Raw genomic sequence first — 17,672 nt, forward strand, 5'->3', positions numbered from 1 at the left:
CGGATCCCGGGGGCCAGGTCGGCCCCGCGGGCGCCCCCGGGCGCTCCCTGCCGCGGGGCACGGTCATGGTGGCCCTGGGGGCGTTCCTGCTGACACTGGCCGCCCTGCTGCCCCTGTACGCGCACGAGCGGATCGCCCTGCTGCCGTCGGAGACCGAGTTCGACATCAGGATGGTCGACGAGGACGCCGGCTACCTCGACACGTCCACGTGGAGGTGGGTGGACGCCGCGGAGCTCACCCGGGTCACGCGTGTGGACGGCTCCGCCCACGGCGGGGACTGGTCGGCGTGGGAGGTGTCCGTGGACGCCTCGGTACCCGACCGGATGATCGACCACTGGAGCCGGCGGGTCATCGTGGACCGGGAGACCGGCAGGGCGGTCAACTGCTGCGGCGAACACGTCAACGGCGACCGCGCGGTCCGCCAGGCCGGTCTGGTGTACTCCTGGCCGCCGGGTGCCCCGGAGGGCGACCACCCCTTCTACGACGCGGAGGCGCGGTCGGCGCCGATGCTGGAGTTCCAGGAGCGGGACGAGGTCGCCGGGATCCCGGTGCGCAGGTACAGCCAGTGGGTCGAGGCCGTCCAGGTCCCGGAGTCGGCGCGCCCCGTGCCCGCCGACCTGTTCCGGGAGGGGGCTCCGGGGACGGTGACCGCCACGCGGTGGCTGGAGGTGAGCCGCACCTTCTGGGTGGAACCGGTCAGCGGGATCGTGGTCGACGCCCACGAGACCCGTTCGGAGACCCTGCGTCCGCAGGACGGCGAGGGCGAGGCGCCCCTCCTGTACACGGAACTGGTCATGGCGGACAACCAGGTCGCCGGCTACGCCGAGCAGGCCCGTGTCCGGTCGGTGCTGCTGCGTGCCCTGGACTCGTGGGCGCCGTGGACCCTGGGACCGCTGGGCGGCCTGGCGGTGCTGGTCGGTCTGGTCCAGGCCTGGCGCGGACGCGGCGAGGGCGGCGCTCCCGCGGGCGGCGGGCGGATCGCCGCCCGCGCGCGGAGCCGGGACTCCGACACCGTCGTCCGGGACGCTCCCGTCCGGACCCGCGGGCGCAGGCGGTCCCGGGAACCCCGTGAGCCCCGGGACCCCCAGTGGTGAGCCGGACCCGCCCGACGCCGTCACCGGAAGTGCGGCCCGCGGTGCACGCCGGTGTCTCGCGGGGGACCGACGGGGCCGCGTCGTAGTATCGGAGGCATGTGCGGTCGTTATGCCCAGTCCCGGAGCGTCCACCAGTTGCGGCTCGCCTTCGCGCTGCCCGAGCAGGCCGTCCCCGAGGACGCGCCCGCCGCGTCGTGGCCGCCCCTGGAGGAACTGGAGCCGGACTACAACATCTCGCCCGGCAGGCCCGTGTACGCCGTGCTCGGACCGCCGCCCCGGGCCGACGACCAGGGGCCGCCGGGCCCGAGGTCCCTGCACACCCTGCGCTGGGGCCTGGTCCCCTCCTGGGCCAAGGACCGCAACGTCGGCTACCGGATGATCAACGCGCGCGGCGAGACGGTCGCTGACAAGCCGGCCTTCCGCAGCGCGTACCGGCGCCGCCGGTGCCTGCTGCCCGCCGACGCCTACTACGAGTGGCAGCTCGTCGGCAAGGACGGCACCACACAGGCCAGCACCTCGCCCGCGACCGACCCCCAGCACAAGAAGCGCAAGGCCAAGGCCGACAAGAAGCCCTACTCCATCCACTACCGGGACGACCGGCCCCTGGCTCTGGCGGGCATCTTCGAGCGCTGGCGCGACCCGGAGGCGGCCGAGGACGACCCCGCCGCCTGGGTGTGGAGCTGCGCGGTCATCACCACCGAGGCGGCGCCCGAGCTCGCCCACATCCACGAGCGCATGCCGGTCGTCGTACCACCCGAGGACTGGGACGTCTGGCTGGACCCCGCCTCCGGTGCCGACGACCTGGCGCACCTGCTGGGGGAGACCCCCGTCGACCGGTTCGCCGTCGACGAGGTGTCCACCGACGTCAACACCATCAAGAACAACAGTCCCGACCTCCTCGAACCCCTCGCCGACACCGGGGGTGGCGAACCGGGGACACTTTTCTGACCCCCGGAACTGTGGACACGCCAGGGGCCGTCCTGTGTATGGTGTGCGGGGCCCCAGGGCCCCGGCACCGGGATCGAGGTGCCTCGGCGCGTTCGACGTGCCGACACATGTGAATACGCAACGCGGGAGCTCGCGCCATGGCGGGCTGAGAGGGCGACTCGACGGTGTCGCCGACCGCAGAACCTGTTCGGGTAATTCCGACGTAGGGAGGCATGCCATGACGGCTACTGACGGTCGTGACGTCAGTTCCACCAGCGGTTCCAGCACCGATGGCCACCAGGTGACCACTGGTCCCATCATGGGATCATCCAAGGTCTATCGTGAGGTCGTGACCCCCGAGGGACACGAACTCCGCGTGCCGCGGCGCAGGGTGGGACTCAGCAACGGCAGCCACTTCGATCTGTACGACACCTCCGGCCCCTACACCGACGACACCGTGTCCGTGGACGTCCACCGGGGCCTTCCCCCGACCCGCCGCGCCTGGTCCGGAGACCGACCCCCGGTCGGCGGCGCGGTCACCCAGCTCGCCCGCGCGAAGGCCGGAACCCTCACCCCCGAGATGCGCTTCGTGGCCGAACGCGAGGGAGTCGACCCCGAGTTCGTCCGCTCCGAGGTGGCCCTCGGCCGCGCGGTCATCCCCGCCAACCGGTGCCACCCCGAGTCCGAGCCGATGATCATCGGCAAGAACTTCCTGGTCAAGATCAACGCCAACATCGGCAACTCCGCCGTCACCTCCTCCGTCCCCGAGGAGGTCGAGAAGATGGTCTGGGCGACCCGCTGGGGCGCCGACACCGTCATGGACCTGTCCACGGGCAAGCGCATCCACGAGACCCGCGAGCGCATCCTGCGCAACTCTCCGGTCCCGATCGGCACCGTGCCCGTCTACCAGGCACTGGAGAAGGTCGACGGCGACCCGGCCGCGCTCAGCTGGGAGGTCTACCGGGACACCGTCATCGAGCAGTGCGAGCAGGGCGTGGACTACATGACCGTCCACGCCGGGGTGCTGCTGCGGTACGTGCCGCTCACCGCCCGCCGGGTCACCGGCATCGTCTCGCGCGGCGGCTCCATCATGGCCGCCTGGTGCCTGGCCCACCACCGGGAGAGCTTCCTGTACACCCACTTCGAGGAGCTGTGCGAGATCCTCCGGGAGTACGACGTCACCTTCTCCCTCGGAGACGGGCTGCGCCCCGGGTCGATCGCCGACGCCAACGACGAGGCCCAGTTCGCCGAGCTCCGCACCCTGGGCGAGCTCACCCACGTCGCCCGCGCCCACGACGTACAGGTGATGATCGAGGGGCCCGGACACGTCCCCATGCACAGGATCGCGGAGAACGTGCGCCTGGAGGAGGAGCTGTGCGGCGAGGCGCCGTTCTACACGCTCGGCCCCCTGACCACCGACGTCGCCCCCGGCTACGACCACATCACCTCGGCGATCGGCGCCGCGCAGATCGGCTGGCTCGGCACGGCGATGCTCTGCTATGTCACCCCCAAGGAGCACCTGGGGCTTCCCGACCGCGACGACGTCAAGACCGGCGTCATCACCTACAAGCTCGCCGCGCACGCCGCGGACCTCGCCAAGGGGCACCCCGGGGCGCAGGAGTGGGACGACGAGCTGTCCCGCGCACGGTTCGAGTTCCGCTGGCAGGACCAGTTCCACCTGGCCCTGGACCCGGAGACCGCCCAGTCCTTCCACGACGAGACCCTGCCCGCCGAACCGGCCAAGACCGCGCACTTCTGTTCCATGTGCGGCCCCAAGTTCTGCTCCATGAAGATCACCCAGGACGTGCGCCGCTACGCGGAGGAGCACGGGCTGGACACCGTCGCCGCCATCGAGCGCGGCATGGCCGACAAGTCCACGGAGTTCTCCGAACAGGGCAAGCGCGTGTACCTCCCCCTCGCGGACCAGATGCCCTGACCTCAGAGGTCAGGAACACGGGCGGCGGAGGGCCGCTGATCGCAGGGTGGAACCGGTGGTGATCCCGGTGCCCCGACCACCCGGTGAAGGCCTCCCGCCGGTCCCGCGTCCACGCCGCGGGGCTCCGGCCCAGCGGGGTCGGTCCGGTCGGGGCGGGAGGCCCCGGTCCGGAGCCGGCCCCGCACCCGTATGTCTCCGGCGCCCCGGGCGCCGCCGCCATCGGCCCCGAGGCGCCGGTGACCGCGACCGACGGGCCGGGCGGAGTGGTCCGCGCCCGCCTGACAGCCCCGGCGTCGCGGCGCGGACGGAGCCCCCGGCACGAACCGGAACTCCCACGAGCACCACCGGTCCCGAAAAAATCTCGTCGCCCTCGCACATCCCCCGCACCTGTGGCTCCGTGGAGTCCAGAAGGCCCCGGCAGCCGCGGGGCCCGCTTGTGGACGCGACGTCGTCGGACACGTCGTCGACCAGCGCCCCGGCGGTGGCCCCCCGCGCATCGCTGTCGCGGAGCCCGCCCCCGGGGCGGGGGAGCCCTGGGGAAAGTTTCCCGGAGGGCTCCGCCCCCGGGGGCGGGGAGCGCGGTCTAGCCGGGCTTGCGGGCGCTGGCCACCAGGTGCACGCCGACGTAGTCGTCGGACTCGGTCGCCCGCAGCTCCATCTCCACCAGGCGCCCCATCGACCTCGGGTCGCGGGCCAGCATCATCTCCACGGTGGAGGCGGACAGCACGGTGCGGGGCTTGACCCACTCCAGCTCCAGCCCCGCGTCCGAGAGCGTCTCGGTGAGCTGTTCGGCGGTGAAGCACCGCGTGATGGAACCGTCGGGCCAGGGGACCAGGAGCACGTCGGCGCTCGGCGCGTGGCTGAGCTCGGGCCAGCAGTCCTGTTCGGCGAGCAGCGCCATGCCCAGCACGACCGAGTCCACGCACAGCAGGGCCCGCCCGCCCGGGCGCAGCACACGGGCGATCTCGGCCACGGACGACTCGGTGGCCAGATGGCGGGAGAGCACCCGGTTGTCGGCGATCACCCCGTCGAAGACCTCGGAGGCGAAGTTGCGCAGGAAGGCCGAGTCCCCGACGACGTGGCGCAGGCGTCCGCGCCGCGCCGGGCGCGGCACCATCGCGCGCCCGTTGACGAGGGTCAGCGGACGGCGCACCGCCATGTCGACGGAGGGGAGCAGGGTCACGACGTCGTGGCCGGCGGCCACCGCGCGGGCCGTGCCCTGGTAGTCGGGGCTGGACACGTCGAGGAGGCGGGAGGGGGCGTCGGGGAGCCACCGGGCGATCTGCGCCTCCGCGACCGCCCAGTAGAACCGCCAGTAGTCCGACAGGCGGTCGGGGGTGGCGAACTGCGCCGCGGGTGAGCGGTGGCGTTCGGAGGCAGGGGTTGAGGACGGTTGCACGTGCGCTCCTCTCCCATCCTTCAAGTTGTCCTACCCGCACTCTCCCATGCCTCACCTCCGTTGACGGAGGCAAACGACAATTTCGGGCGGGTAAGGGACCTTCGTCCCCGGCGGCGCGGAATCAGCTCGGCGCGAACGTTGTTGTCCTCCACACCGCCGCGGAAAGCGGACGCCCGGGGCGGATGAGAGTCGTATGAGGAGGGTCAACAGACCATGCCGACTGCCGGTTCATGTCTCGCGCGGGAGGACGCGGTGTCGCCGCCACGCGGTGGCGGTGCGCGGGGCCAGGCCACGGGACCGTATCGTTGGGGTATGGATGCCCCAGCTGGGACCAGTGCGAGGAGGCCGACGGGCTTGGAACAGGGCCAGGAGACAGCCGAGGAGAGGGACGAGCGGTTCGAGAGGGACGTGCTCCCCTTCCTCGACCAGCTCTACTCCGCGGCGTTGCGGATGACACGCAACCCCGCTGACGCGGAGGACCTCGTCCAGGAGACCTTCGCCAAGGCGTTCGGTTCGTTCCACCAGTTCAAACAGGGGACGAACCTCAAGGCGTGGCTGTACCGCATCCTCACCAACACCTTCATCAACTCCTATCGCAAGAAGCAGCGCGAGCCGAAGCAGGCGGGAACCGAGGACGTCGAGGACTGGCAGCTGGCGCAGGCCGCGTCGCACACCGCGGCCGGCCTGAAGTCGGCCGAGGCCGAGGCCCTCGAACACCTCCCCGACAGCGACGTCAAGCGGGCCCTGCAGGAGTTGCCCGAGGACTTCCGGATCGCCGTCTACCTCGCCGACGTCGAGGGATTCGCGTACAAGGAGGTCGCGGAGATCATGGGGACGCCGATCGGGACGGTCATGTCCCGTCTGCACAGGGGCCGTCGCCAGCTCCGGTCGCACCTGGAGGAGTACGCGGCGGAGCGCGGTTTCCTGCCGGCGCGGGCGGCCGCGGCAGCCGGGATCGCCTCGGGAACGTCCGCGAGTGCGGGACAGGACGGGTCGGATCGAGGAGATCTGCGATGAGCGGCGGCCACGGCGAACACAGCGACACCCCGTGCAGCGAGGTGCTCGACAAGCTCTACACCTACATCGACGGTGAGCTGGAGGAGCGCAACTGCGAGCAGATCAGGCTGCACCTGGACGGGTGCAGCCCCTGCCTGGAGGAGTACGGGCTCGACGAGGCGGTGAAGAAGCTCGTGGCCAAGCACTGCGGGTGCGACCCCGTCCCGATGGACCTGCGCGACAAGGTGCTCGGGCGCCTGGCCCGGGCCCGCACGGAGCAGGTGGCCAAGGAGGCCGGTGTGGAGGCCCCGGGGGCGCCCGCCTGAGGCCCGCGACCCGCATCTGACGCACGCTGTGGCGGAAGCTGGAATTCCAGCTTCCGCCACTGTCTATTTTGTGCCCCATTTCTGAATTGGCTTATTCTGCTGCCTTGTGTGGCTTTTGAGGGCTTTTGTGTAAAGGCCTTCGCGGATTCCCCCTGACTGTCGGGGTTTTGGTCACCCGAGGACCGACTGTCCTTCTTCACGTGTTCCCCGACACGCCCGGAAGGTCGGGTCCGTTCCCGGCCGTAACCGACTCGGAATGATTTTTCCCGCAGGCCTCCTGCCCTGTTTCGCGTGACTACGTTCCGTAGTTGTTCGAGGTGATCTTGGTTGGGTGGGTAGAGTGCAATCCGCTTGGCCGTGGGCGGTCCGCCCTGCTTGTCCATCGATGGGCGGTGACTCAGGGTGACTATGGTGAATTACTAATTGAATTCGTAATTCCATATTCCGGAACTTGTTCCCGCCGTGGAGCTCTGAGGTGTGGATGGTTCGGGTCGGGGGTAATCAGGAGCCTGCTGTTGCCCGTTAAACTGGAAGCCATATCCAACGAATGGGGTAATTTACGCGGCGTGCCCGGGGGAATGGTGGTGCGTCCGCGTCGGGGAGAGGGGAACAATGATGTTCATCAGCATGCTCTACACCGCGATCGGGGTTCTTTGGGTCGTATCCGCCTTCACCGGGTGGTCCTGGTGGTAGAACAGAACCGGTGAAACCATGACAGTCCGGTCGTCATTGGCGGGGGGTGAACGGGGGTGCGGGCTCTTCCTCGGGGCGCGCGTGTCTACGTCGGAATCATCGTTGTCAGTGCTGTCGCCGTCCTGCTCGTCGGTCCCTACTCGGGGATCGATCTGCAGACGCTGGTCCTCATAGCGATCCTCTTCGTGGTCGCGGAGTCGATCAGCACTGCCGTCCTCAAGGGCGTCAGGGCGGGGATATCACCGAGCTCTGCGGTCGCCCTGGCAGCGGTCGTCCTGGTCGGACCGGTCGGGGCGGCGGTGGTCGGTTTCGCCTCCTGCCTCACGATCCGCAGGCTGGATCTCGTCAAGAGGGCCTTCAACGGCGCACAGTTCGCACTGGCGGCCTACGCGGCCGGACACGTCTACCTTCTGCTCGGCGGAACGGTGGGGGAACCGGGCCGGGAGGACTTCCCGGCCGTGGTGCTCCCCTACATCGGTGCCGTCCTGACCCACTCCCTCATCAACTCCGTCCTCATGGGCGTCCTCATGTGGACGCTGGGGGTCGTGAGGGCCGGGAACCGGAGCAGGCTCCACTGGCGGCCGCTGGTCGCCGTGGAACTGTCGTCCATGGGCTACCAGATGCTGGGGCTCGCCATCGCGGCGGTCTGGGGAGGGGTCGGGCTCGTCGCCCCGCTCCTGGTCCTGCTGCCCCTGTTCATCGCACGCTGGACCTTCGCCCAGCAGCTGGACGAGGCGCGCGCCCACGAGGCGACCCTCGCCACGCTCTGCCAGGCGGTGGAGACCAAGGACTACTACACCCGGGGCCACTGCATGCGCGTCGCCGAGGGCGCCGCAATGATCGCCCGCGAACTGGGTATGCCCGCCGAGCGGGTGCAGAAAATCCGTTACGCCGGAATGCTGCACGACATCGGCAAGCTCGGAGTACCCACCAAGGTGTTGCAGAAGACGGGCAAACTCACCGACGACGAGTACGCGGCCATCAAACTCCACCCGACGCGGGGCTACGAGATCGTCCGGGAGATCAGCTTCCTGGACGAGGCCCTGGCCGGGATCCGCCACCACCACGAGCGCCTCGACGGGCGCGGCTACCCCATGGGGCTGGTCGGGATGGAGATCCCCGAGTCCGCCCGCATCATCAGCGTCGCCGACGTCTTCGACTGCCTCACCTCCACGCGCTCCTACCGGCAGGCGTGGTCGGCGGAGGACGCCATCGTCGAACTGCGCGCTTGCGCCGGGACCCAGTTCGACCCGCGGATGGTCGAGGCACTCGTGCGCGCGGTCGAACGCGAGGGCTGGGAGACGCCGGACATCGCCGAGCCCCCGGGCGGCTGCTACACCGAGGCCGACCCCACGAACCGGACCTGTCCGGTACCGGCGGACGTACCCGCCGACGACGGGGTGGGCGCGGAGGGCGCAACAGCCGACACGTCAGCGCCCGCCGACGCGGTGACGGGCGGGAGCGACCGATGATGACGCAGAAGCAGTCCGACGGAGCGGGGACGTCGCGCCCGCCGCTGAGCGGACCCGAGGGCGGGGCCATGAGCCACCAGCGCCCGCGCGGTCCGATCTGGCGGACCCCCCGGCCGTTCCGCGCCGTGCTCGTCGGCTCGGTGGGGGCCGGCGCCCTGCTCGCCCTGGTGTGGACGGCCGCCACCGGTTTCGTCGAGCCCTACGTCGCGCTCGCCTTCTGCCTCGTCATCGCCGTCGGTGAGCTGGCCCGCATCACCCTGCCGGGGTCCCGCGAGGTCGCGCCGATCGCCTCGGCCGGTGCGATCAGCTACGCCTTCCTGCTGACCCTCGGAGCGGGGCCGCTCCACCACTCCGCCTGGCAGGTGGTGGCCGTGGTCGCCCTGGGCGTGGCCCTGGGTGAGCTGCCGCACGTCGCGGTGGGGCGCAGCCCCCGGGTCGAGGACGCGGCCCGGCGGGTGTTGGCGGCAACGGTGCTCGCGGTGGCCTTCCGGCCGGTGGCCGAGCAGCTGGAGCTGGTGGGGCCCTCGGTGACGGCCACGCTGCTGATGGCCGTCCTGGTGCTGCTGACCTGGTTCGCGGACTCGCTCGTGGCGGCGGTGCTCAGGGCTGAGCGCCTGCGCACCCGACTCCTGGTCGCGGTCCGCGACGAGTTGCGCGCCCAGTTCGCCACGGGCGCCGCGATCGGTTCCAGCGGGGTGCTGATCGCGCTCGCCTGCACGGTCACAGGCCTGGTCGGACTCCTGGTGTTCACTGCGCCGCTGCTGGTGTCGCAGGCGGCCTTCCGCCGCCACGCGGAGGTGCGGCGCACCTACCTGGAGACCGTGCGGGCCCTGTCCCGGGTGACCGAGGTGGGCGGCTACGTGGAGAACGGCCACTCGCGCCGGGTCAGCCAGCTGTCCCACGGGATCGCCTGTGAGCTGGGGCTGGCGGAGGCGGAGCTGCTGGAGCTGGAGTACGCGGCTCTCATGCACGACATCGGCCAGCTGTCGCTCAGGGAGCCCATCGCGGGCGGCGCGACCCTCCTCGCCTCCCCGAGGGAGCAGAGGCGCATAGCCGAACTCGGGTCCGCGATCATCCGGGAGACCGGTGTGCTGGACAACGTCGCGGAGATGGTCCGGCGCCAGTGCGAGCCGCTCGCCGGAGACGGGGACGAGGGGGTACCGCCCCTGGGCAGCAGGATCATCAAGGTCGCCAACGCGTTCGACGACCTCGTGGGTGAGAACGGGGACGCCGAGCGCCGCACCGCGGTGCTGGAGCGGCTGAGGATGGACACGGACAGCGAGTACGACCCCCGCGTGGTCGACGCCCTGTCGTCGGTGCTCGCCCGGGTCTGAGCCGCACCCGCCGACGGCCCCGCGGGTGCTCCGGCGGACGTCAGTCCAGGGGCGGGCGCAGGCGCGTGACGAACTTGTAGCGGTCGCCGCGGTACAGCGAGCGCACCCACTCCACCGGGTGGCCGTCCCCGTCGAAGCTGTGCTGGCAGTGCAGCACGAGGGGCAGGCCGACGTCCACGCCGAGCAGCCGCGCCTCGTTGGGGGTCGCCAGGACCGTCTCGATCGAGGCCTCCGCCTCGGCCAGGGACACGTCGTAGGCGCTCGCCAGCGCCTCGTACAGCGACGCGTAGCGGTCCAACTGGCGCCGAAGGCCCGGAAAGCGCCGCGCGGCGAGGTGCGCGGTCTCCACGGCCATGGGCTCGCCGTTGGCCAGGCGCAGCCGCTCGATGCGCAGCACGCGACCGCCCGAGCGGATCGCGAGGAGTTCGGCGAGCTGGTCGTCGGCGTTGATGTAGCTCACGTCCAGGATGCGCGTCGCCGGGTGCAGGCCGTGCGCGCGCATCTCCTGCGTGTAGCTGGTGAGCTGGAGCACCTGGGCGACCTTCGGCTTGGCCACGAACGTGCCCTTGCCCTGGATGCGCAGGAGGCGGCCCTCCACGACCATCTCGGTCAGAGCCTGGCGCACCGTGGTCCGGGACGTGCCGAACTGGGTCGCCAGTGCCCGCTCCGGGGGGACCGGGTTGCCGGCGGGCATCGCCTCGATCAGCTCCAGCAGCTGCTTCTTCACCTGGTAGTACTTCGGCACCCGGGGGTTGCCGTCCAGTGTGCGCTGACCAGTCATCAGTCTCCTCCGCCGCGTCCCGCGCTTGCCGCACACACCCGCCGGCGTGGCCGGTACGGCGGGCGGGCGGCCGCCGATTGGTGTGGACCACTGGTCGAGTGCGTACCCCTTGAGTATGCACGCCTTCATGGGATGATTTGTGAGTGCCTCACCTCAGTGATCTCATCTGGCGACACACGTCACTCAAACAAGCGGACCTCGAGTGGATCCACTCCCTGGTCTCCGACTGGCAGCTCCTCGCGGACCTGTCCTTCGCGGACCTCGTCCTGTGGGTGCGCCTGCGCGACGACGACGGCTGGGTGGCGATCGCCCAGATGCGTCCCACCACCGGTCCGACCGCCTTCCAGGACGACCTGGTCGAGGCCGTCGTCCTGGACGACATGACGGATGTCACGTCGCGGACGGCGCCGCGCGCGGTCGGCCGCAGGGCCCTCATCGACCGCGCCTGGGCGGAGGGGCGGATATGCCGCGACGGCGACCCGGACTGGTCGGGCGGGGTCCCCGTGCGGGAGGAGACCATCCCGGTGCGCCGCGAGGGCAACCTCATCGGCGTCATCCAGCGCAGCACCAACCTGAGTTCCGCGCGCACGCCCAGCCGCCTGGAGCTGACCTACCTCCAGAGCGCGGGCGACCTGGCGCAGATGATCGCCGAGGGGGCGTTCCCGTTCAGCGACCAGGGGCCGCTGATGGTGCGCTCCCCGCGCGTGGGCGACGGACTCCTGCGGCTGGACCAGAACGGCGAGGTGGTCTACGCCAGTCCCAACGCCCTGTCCGCCTACCGCAGGCTCGGGCTGGCCGCCGACCTCGTGGGCGCGCGCCTGGACCGCACCACGCTGGAACTGGCCGCGACGGGGGAGGCGAGGGACGAGGCCCTCACGTACACCGCGAGCGGCCGTGCGCCGCAGGAGGCGGAGGTGGAGACCCGCGGGGTCACCGTGCAGCTGCGCGCCATCCCGCTGGTCATCGACGGGGTGCGCATCGGCGCGCTGGTCATGGTCCGCGACGTCACGGAGCTGCGGCGCCGCGAGCGGGAGCTGATGACCAAGGACGCCACCATCCGGGAGATCCACCACCGGGTCAAGAACAACCTCCAGACGGTGGCCGCCCTGCTGCGGCTCCAGTCGCGGCGCCTGGACGTGCCGGAGGCGCGGGCGGCACTGGACGAGGCGGTGGGCCGGGTCGGCTCCATCGCGATCGTGCACGAGATGCTCTCGCACACCCCGGACGAGGTCGTGGACTTCGACGACATCGCCGACCGGGTGATCCAGATGGCGGCGGAGGTCTCCTCGACGGGCGGAACGGTGGTGCCGCGCCGGGTCGGCGGGTTCGGGCTGCTGAACGCCCTGGTGGCGACGCCGCTGTCGATGGTGCTCGCCGAGCTCGTGCAGAACGCCGTGGAGCACGGACTGGAGCAGGGGCCGGGGCGGATCGAGGTGCGGGTGCGCCGGTTCGACGCCGAGCCCGCCTACCCGGGGTCGGGGAGCCTGGAGCTGGCCGTGTCCGACGACGGCGGCGGTCTGCCCCTCGACTTCGACCTGGAGGGCACCACGAGCCTGGGCCTTCAGATCGTGCGGACCCTCATCGTGGGCGAGCTGGGGGGAACCCTGGCGATCAAGCCGATGGAGAGCGGTGGGACCGAGGTCGCCATCAGCCTTCCGCTGGAGCGCGAGGAGGGAGAGGTGCCCTGAGGGCGTGCGTCCCGGAGGTGGCGGGGGCGCAGTCCCCGCCGCGCCGCGGGGACCTCACGTGCTCCCCGTGTCCGTACGGGGTGCGTCGTCTCTGGGACGTGCCTCCCGCGGCGGGTTCCGCCGCGGGGAATCCGCCGGTGTCACCGGAGGGGGTGTACCGGTGCGGCGGTGTACCGCCGGTGCCGTGGGTGCGGCGGGAGGTGGGTCAGCTGCGGACCATGGAGCGGTGCGGGGAGCCGCGGCGCTTCTTGAGCAGGCGGCGCTCGTCCTCGCTGGTGCCGCCCCAGACGCCGCCGTCCTGACCGCTCTCCAGCGCCCACTTCAGACAGGCGGAGCTGACGGGGCAGCGCTGACAGACCGTCTTCGCTTCCTCGATCTGGATCAGTGCGGGGCCGAAATTGCCGATGGGAAAGAAGAGTTCAGGGTCTTCGTCACGGCAGGCTGCGTCATGGCGCCAGTCCATGCGGTCCACTCCTCACGGTGAGGCGATCGTGGCTTGTGAAGCTTTTCACGATCGTGCGCGTGTGCGGATTGTGCGAAGGGCGCCCGATGGATGGGTCCCATCGGAGGATGTCCAGGCCGAGGTGGTTCAGGTTTCACCCCACGGCCATGTGGGAAGCGCCCAAATTAACTCGCCCGTAACTCGCGGCGATATCTTGAGCGTGCCAGGGTTCCCCGGGCCATGCAAGAGGTGCCGAGGCCGAAGGTCCTGATCGGCGTGTCGGGTGCGTCACAGTGCTTGCTAATGGTCTCTATCGACGCAATTAACAGACGATTCGTAATGCCTTCGGTACAGAGTGGAAGTTGACCTGCTCTCGCTCTCCCAGGTATTCGCCGTCGATTTGGAACGCCCTGGGGTGCGACGACGAGATGAGGAGAGAGTCCTGGTCATGCCACGTGGCGTAGCCGTCACCGCGCGCCGGAAGCCCTTTGGGGAAGAACATTTGGGAAAGTACCCAGCCAGTGAGCGCATGTGACGAGTGCGTGAGAGCGAAAGCGTCCAGTCCCAGCTCGAAACGGGAAGCGGGCGTCGGCTGAAGGGGCAGGGCGCCCGCGTACGTCCACGGTGTGGTGTTCGTGACGAGCGCGAAATACACCTCTTCGAGGGTCCTTCCGCGACTGACCACGCTTAGTGACGGATCGCGGATATCGCCCTGGAAGAAGAGCTTTACCGCGACTTCCGCGTAGAGGGCCGGGGTGGCCTTGCGGCCGTTCGCCCGCTCGTGTTCCACCTGCTGGACCACATCCGCGTCCCAGCCGAAACCGGCACAGAAAGTGAAGTAGCGGTCGTCCTGATCGCTGGTGATACGCCCGAGGTTGATCTCGCGCTCGCGCCCCTCCCGGACCGCTTCGAGCACCGCCCCGGTCGCCTCGACCGGATCTCCGGGCACGCCGAGGGCACGGATGAACACGTTGGCGCTGCCGCCGGGGATCACCGCGTAGCGGGGGCGCTTGAGTCCTTCCGGAGTCGCCAGGAGACCGTTGACCACCTCGTTGACGGTGCCGTCGCCGCCGAGGCTCAACACCAGCTCGTGGCCGTCGGCCGCGGCCTCGCGGGCGAGGACCACGGCGTGGTCGCGGTACTCGGTCTCGGCGACGGTGATGTCCAGCTCCGAGGCCAGGGCGCCCAGGATCACCTCACGGGTCCGTGACGTGGTCGTGGTCGCCTGGGGGTTCACGATGAATAGGGCGCGCACCCGCTCAGTGTAGGCGTTCGGGGGGTGCGGAACCCGCCGTACCCCGCAAGGGTTACTTGTCGGTATCCACCGTCGCGCCGCGCTCAGCCCCGTTCCGCGGTGCGCGGGACACGGAACACCAGGGCCGGGGGGCGGTCGGCCGGAAGCGCGTATAGGCTCGTCGGGTGTCTTCTCGTCCCGTCACCGTCGTCGTCGCAGCAGCGCTGGAGGCCCTGATCGGGCTGGCCGCGGCGGCAGGCGGCCTCTACAGCCTCGCCACCGCCGTCACGGGCCGGGCCGGCGACCTCACCAACGCGATCCCGCTGGCCGCACTGGGGCTGGGCGTCGGCGCGCTGCTCGTGTTCGTCGCGCGCGGACTCTGGCAGCTCAGGGAGTGGGCGCGGACGCCGGTGTTCGTCACGCAGCTCTTCCTCGCGGTGGTGTCCTACTACATGTTCACCAGCGAGCAGTACGCGCTCGGGGCGGTGCTCCTGGGCGTGGCCGTCTGCGCCTCCGCCGCTGTGCTGTCGCCGCCGACGACCGCGGTGCTCTTCCCCGAGGACCGGGGGAGGTAGCTCCGCGGCCGCCCGCGGCGACCGTCGCCCGGTCAGTCGTCCGTGGTCAGCGCCTGGCGCAGCTGCGCCAGGGTCCGTGCCAGCAGACGGGACACGTGCATCTGCGAGATCCCCAGTTCCTGGGCGATCTGCGACTGGGTCATGTTGCCGAAGAAGCGCAGCAGCAGGATGCGCTTCTCCCGCGGCGGGAGCTGTTCCAGGAGAGGCTTGAGCGACTCCCGGTACTCCACGCCCTCCAGGGACTCGTCCACGATGCCCAGCGAGTCGGCCACCGCGGGGGCGTCCTCGTCGCCGCTGTCGGGAGCGTCCAGCGACACCGTCGAGTAGGCGTTGGCGGACTCCAGGCCCTCCAGCACCTCCTCCTCGGTCATCTGGAGGTGGACGGCGAGCTCCGCGACGGTCGGGGAGCGCCCCTCCCGCTGCGACAGGTCGCTGACCGCCTTGGTGAGTGAGAGCTTCAGCTCCTGGAGGCGGCGGGGAACCCGCACCGCCCAGCCCTTGTCACGGAAGTGCCGTTTGATCTCACCGACGATCGTCGGGGTCGCGTAGGTGGAGAACTCCACCCCGCGTTCCAGGTCGAACCGGTCGATGGACTTGATCAGCCCGATCGTGGCCACCTGGGTGAGATCGTCCAGCCACTCGCCGCGATTCCTGAAACGGCGGGCCAGGTACTCCACCAAGGGCAGGTGGAGCTCCACCAGTTCGTCGCGGATCCGGCGGCGCTCGTCGGAGTCCGCGTCGAGTTCGTTAAGGCGCTCGAACAACAGTCTCGCTCGCGCCCGGTCGGGCACCGCGTGTTCGGTCTTCGCTGTCAGAGCGGGCCCCCTTTCGCTCACGCCGACTCCAGGGTGCCGCGGCGTTTGTACAGGACGATGTAGACGCGGTCGTCCGGTCCGGCCCCCGAGTCGACCTCGCCCGCCAGAGCGGACAGTACGGTCCACGCGAAGGTGTCGCGGGCGGGAAGGCGTCCGTCTGCGGTGAGGACCGAGACGGAGATGCGCATTCCCTCGGGGGTGAGTTCGAATTCCGTGGTCAGTTCTGTGCCGGGCAATGCCTGGGAGAGGAGCATCGCGCAGGCCTCGTCGACACCGATCCTCAGGTCCTCGATCTCGTCGAGGGTGAAATCGAGTCGCGCGGCCAGGCCGGCGGTCGCCGTCCGCAAGACGGACAGATAGGCGCTGTCCGCGGGCATGTTGACGGTGACAGCGTCCCTGACGCCAATGGCGTCGGCCGTGGGCACAGCGGTTTCTTCGGTCACGTCCCTCCTTCGGGGGGCGAGGTTGCCGCTTGAAAGCAATGTATCTCGTTTCACCCTGCCACTGACGCAGGGAGAACGGATCGTGTCCGTCGGATCCGGTCCGAACGCAGGACGACCGGCGCTTCTCAGGGCCGGGGGGTGCCCAGGGCGGCCAGCGCGTCGCCGTCGAGGCGGCGGACCGTCCACCCGTTCATGGGCGTGGAGCCGAGCGACTCGTAGAAGCGGATCGAGGGCTCGTTCCAGTCGAGCACGGACCACTCCAGTCGCGAGTAGCCGCGTTCCACGCAGATCTCCGCCAGGGTCCGGAGCAGGGCCACGCCGTGGCCCTCGCCGCGCGCCTCCTGGCGGACGTAGAGGTCCTCCAGGTAGACGCCGTGCTTTCCGGTCCAGGTGGAGTAGTTGCGGAACCAGAGCGCGAACCCGACGGGAGCGGCGCCGCCGTCCGTGCCGACGCGCTCCGCGACGTGTGCGAACACCGACGCGTCCGGGCCGAAGAGGGCGGTGCGGAGGTCGTCCTCGGCGGCGACGGCGGCCTCGGGCTCCTTCTCGTACTCGGCGAGCTCCCGGATCATCTGGTGGATGACCGGCACGTCATCCGGTCGGGCTGGACGGATCATGGGATCACCTGGGTCGTGGATCGGCGGACACGTTCCCTCCCAGGGTATGCGCTGGGCAGGGGAGGAGTTCGTGGGCCGCCCGCGCGGTCCGGGACGGAGCACGCCCCGGCCGTCCGGACCGCACGCACTCAGGGCCGGTGGGCGACCACGCGTTCGACGAGCCCCATGAGCAGGCGGTCGTGGTGGCCGATTTCGAACCCGACCTCGGCGGCGACCTCCCTGGGAAGGCGGCGCGGGTGCTCGCGGCGCCGTTCCACGAGCCGTCCGGGCAGGCGCGCGTACTCGATGTGGTCGACCATCAGGAGCCTGCCGCCCGGTACCAGGACCCGGTACATCTCCGCCAGGGCGCGGCGCTGGTCCGGCACGGAGCACAGGGCCAGCGTGCACAGGACGGTGCCGAAGGTCTGGTCGGGGAAGTCCAGGTCCTGGGGGTCGCCCTCGACGAGACGGGCGGGCATCCCCAGTTCGTCGGCCCTCCTCCGGGCGTCGGCGAGCATCTCCGGGTCGGGGTCGATCCCGGTGAGCTGGACCTGCGGCGGGTAGTGGTGCAGGTTCCTGCCCGTGCCCACCGCCACCTCCAGCGTGTGCCCCCGTGCCCCGGCGCACAGGATCTCCCGGGTCCGGCGCATGGCCGGGCTCTGGAAACGCCGTTCGTGGTCGTGGTGGGCGGTCGGCCGCTCCCCGCGCGTTCGACCGTGCTCCGTGCGCGAATCCATGTCTCCCCCTGGCAGCGGCGCCTACACCACGACTCTGGGTCCCCGCCGTCTCCGGGTCAAGGGGAAGGAGGGGAGCGTTCCCGGCCGGTTCCGGCCTTCCCGCCCCGGGCCGGACCTCCCGGACCTCCGGACCGAAAGGCGGCGGGGGCCCCCCCCCCGGGGGGGGGGGGGCCCCCCCCGGGCC

General features: G+C 70.6%; 17 protein-coding genes. 9 read left to right on the forward strand and 8 right to left on the reverse strand.

The annotated features are described in order from the left end of the window. Window positions 1-65 precede the first annotated feature (65 nt). From Q8791_RS16020 to thiC, 3 genes are all read left to right on the forward strand, one after another. Window positions 66-1,094 (forward strand): DUF3068 domain-containing protein, encoded by a 1,029-nt coding sequence (locus Q8791_RS16020; RefSeq protein WP_330092526.1) that lies wholly within the window; start codon window positions 66-68, stop codon window positions 1,092-1,094. 96 nt (window positions 1,095-1,190) lie between these two features. Further along, window positions 1,191-2,042: an SOS response-associated peptidase gene (locus tag Q8791_RS16025; RefSeq protein ID WP_330092506.1), complete on the forward strand. Its 852-nt coding sequence runs from the start codon at window positions 1,191-1,193 to the stop codon at window positions 2,040-2,042. 217 nt (window positions 2,043-2,259) lie between these two features. Further along, window positions 2,260-3,957 carry a phosphomethylpyrimidine synthase ThiC gene (gene thiC / locus Q8791_RS16030; protein WP_330092507.1) on the forward strand — a complete coding sequence of 566 codons (1,698 nt, stop codon included), beginning with the start codon at window positions 2,260-2,262 and terminating at the stop codon, window positions 3,955-3,957. A 583-nt stretch (window positions 3,958-4,540) separates the two neighbouring features. On the opposite strand, the gene Q8791_RS16035 is transcribed toward thiC, so the two are convergent. Further along, window positions 4,541-5,356 (reverse strand): methyltransferase domain-containing protein, encoded by an 816-nt coding sequence (locus Q8791_RS16035; RefSeq protein ID WP_330092508.1) that lies wholly within the window; start codon window positions 5,354-5,356, stop codon window positions 4,541-4,543. A 354-nt stretch (window positions 5,357-5,710) separates the two neighbouring features. Here Q8791_RS16035 and Q8791_RS16040 point away from each other — a divergent pair, with 354 nt between their 5' ends. The 4 genes from Q8791_RS16040 (at window position 5,711) to Q8791_RS16055 (ending at window position 10,177) form a co-directional block, all read left to right on the forward strand. Then, window positions 5,711-6,373 carry a sigma-70 family RNA polymerase sigma factor gene (locus tag Q8791_RS16040; protein ID WP_330092509.1) on the forward strand — a complete coding sequence of 221 codons (663 nt, stop codon included), beginning with the start codon at window positions 5,711-5,713 and terminating at the stop codon, window positions 6,371-6,373. Next, window positions 6,370-6,678 (forward strand): mycothiol system anti-sigma-R factor, encoded by a 309-nt coding sequence (rsrA, locus tag Q8791_RS16045; protein WP_330092510.1) that lies wholly within the window; start codon window positions 6,370-6,372, stop codon window positions 6,676-6,678. Before Q8791_RS16040 ends, rsrA begins: the two co-directional genes overlap by 4 nt. Window positions 6,679-7,493: 815 nt before the next feature. After that, entirely contained in the window at window positions 7,494-8,843 is a 1,350-nt protein-coding gene (locus Q8791_RS16050) for an HD-GYP domain-containing protein (protein WP_330092527.1), read from the forward strand. Continuing rightward, window positions 8,843-10,177 (forward strand): HD-GYP domain-containing protein, encoded by a 1,335-nt coding sequence (locus Q8791_RS16055; RefSeq protein ID WP_330092528.1) that lies wholly within the window; start codon window positions 8,843-8,845, stop codon window positions 10,175-10,177. Before Q8791_RS16050 ends, Q8791_RS16055 begins: the two co-directional genes overlap by 1 nt. A 40-nt stretch (window positions 10,178-10,217) precedes the next feature. On the opposite strand, the gene Q8791_RS16060 is transcribed toward Q8791_RS16055, so the two are convergent. Then, on the reverse strand, window positions 10,218-10,958 hold the full coding sequence (locus Q8791_RS16060; protein WP_267948351.1) for a GntR family transcriptional regulator: 741 nt from the start codon (window positions 10,956-10,958) through the stop codon (window positions 10,218-10,220). Window positions 10,959-11,101: 143 nt separating this feature from the next. Between Q8791_RS16060 and Q8791_RS16065 the strand changes: the two genes are divergently transcribed. Further along, a complete protein-coding gene (locus Q8791_RS16065; RefSeq protein ID WP_330092511.1) occupies window positions 11,102-12,646 on the forward strand; it encodes a sensor histidine kinase in 1,545 nt (514 codons plus the stop codon). A gap of 205 nt (window positions 12,647-12,851) precedes the next feature. Here the strand turns inward: Q8791_RS16065 and Q8791_RS16070 are convergent, their stop codons facing one another. Together Q8791_RS16070 and Q8791_RS16075 are read right to left on the reverse strand one after the other, a co-directional pair. Then, on the reverse strand, window positions 12,852-13,109 hold the full coding sequence (locus Q8791_RS16070; RefSeq protein ID WP_330092512.1) for a WhiB family transcriptional regulator: 258 nt from the start codon (window positions 13,107-13,109) through the stop codon (window positions 12,852-12,854). Between the two features lie 301 nt (window positions 13,110-13,410). After that, window positions 13,411-14,343 carry a diacylglycerol/lipid kinase family protein gene (locus Q8791_RS16075; protein WP_330092513.1) on the reverse strand — a complete coding sequence of 311 codons (933 nt, stop codon included), beginning with the start codon at window positions 14,341-14,343 and terminating at the stop codon, window positions 13,411-13,413. Between the two features lie 164 nt (window positions 14,344-14,507). On the opposite strand from Q8791_RS16075, the gene Q8791_RS16080 reads away from it, so the two are divergent. Further along, the gene (locus Q8791_RS16080) at window positions 14,508-14,897 is read left to right on the forward strand and encodes a hypothetical protein (RefSeq protein WP_330092514.1); all 390 of its coding nucleotides are present in this window, start codon (window positions 14,508-14,510) and stop codon (window positions 14,895-14,897) included. Between the two features lie 32 nt (window positions 14,898-14,929). Here Q8791_RS16080 and Q8791_RS16085 read toward each other — a convergent pair whose 3' ends face one another. From Q8791_RS16085 to Q8791_RS16100, 4 genes are all read right to left on the reverse strand, one after another. Continuing rightward, entirely contained in the window at window positions 14,930-15,688 is a 759-nt protein-coding gene (locus Q8791_RS16085; protein ID WP_330092529.1) for an RNA polymerase sigma factor SigF, read from the reverse strand. 41 nt (window positions 15,689-15,729) lie between these two features. Next, window positions 15,730-16,155 carry an ATP-binding protein gene (locus Q8791_RS16090; protein ID WP_330092515.1) on the reverse strand — a complete coding sequence of 142 codons (426 nt, stop codon included), beginning with the start codon at window positions 16,153-16,155 and terminating at the stop codon, window positions 15,730-15,732. 125 nt (window positions 16,156-16,280) lie between these two features. Then, complete coding sequence (locus Q8791_RS16095; RefSeq protein WP_330092516.1) at window positions 16,281-16,772, reverse strand: GNAT family N-acetyltransferase; 492 nt, start codon at window positions 16,770-16,772, stop codon at window positions 16,281-16,283. A gap of 128 nt (window positions 16,773-16,900) precedes the next feature. Beyond that, complete coding sequence (locus Q8791_RS16100) at window positions 16,901-17,488, reverse strand: class I SAM-dependent methyltransferase (RefSeq protein ID WP_330092517.1); 588 nt, start codon at window positions 17,486-17,488, stop codon at window positions 16,901-16,903. Window positions 17,489-17,672: the final 184 nt, after the last annotated feature.

The sequence above is a fragment of the Nocardiopsis codii genome (assembly GCF_036327455.1).
Lineage (GTDB): Bacteria > Actinomycetota > Actinomycetes > Streptosporangiales > Streptosporangiaceae > Nocardiopsis > Nocardiopsis codii.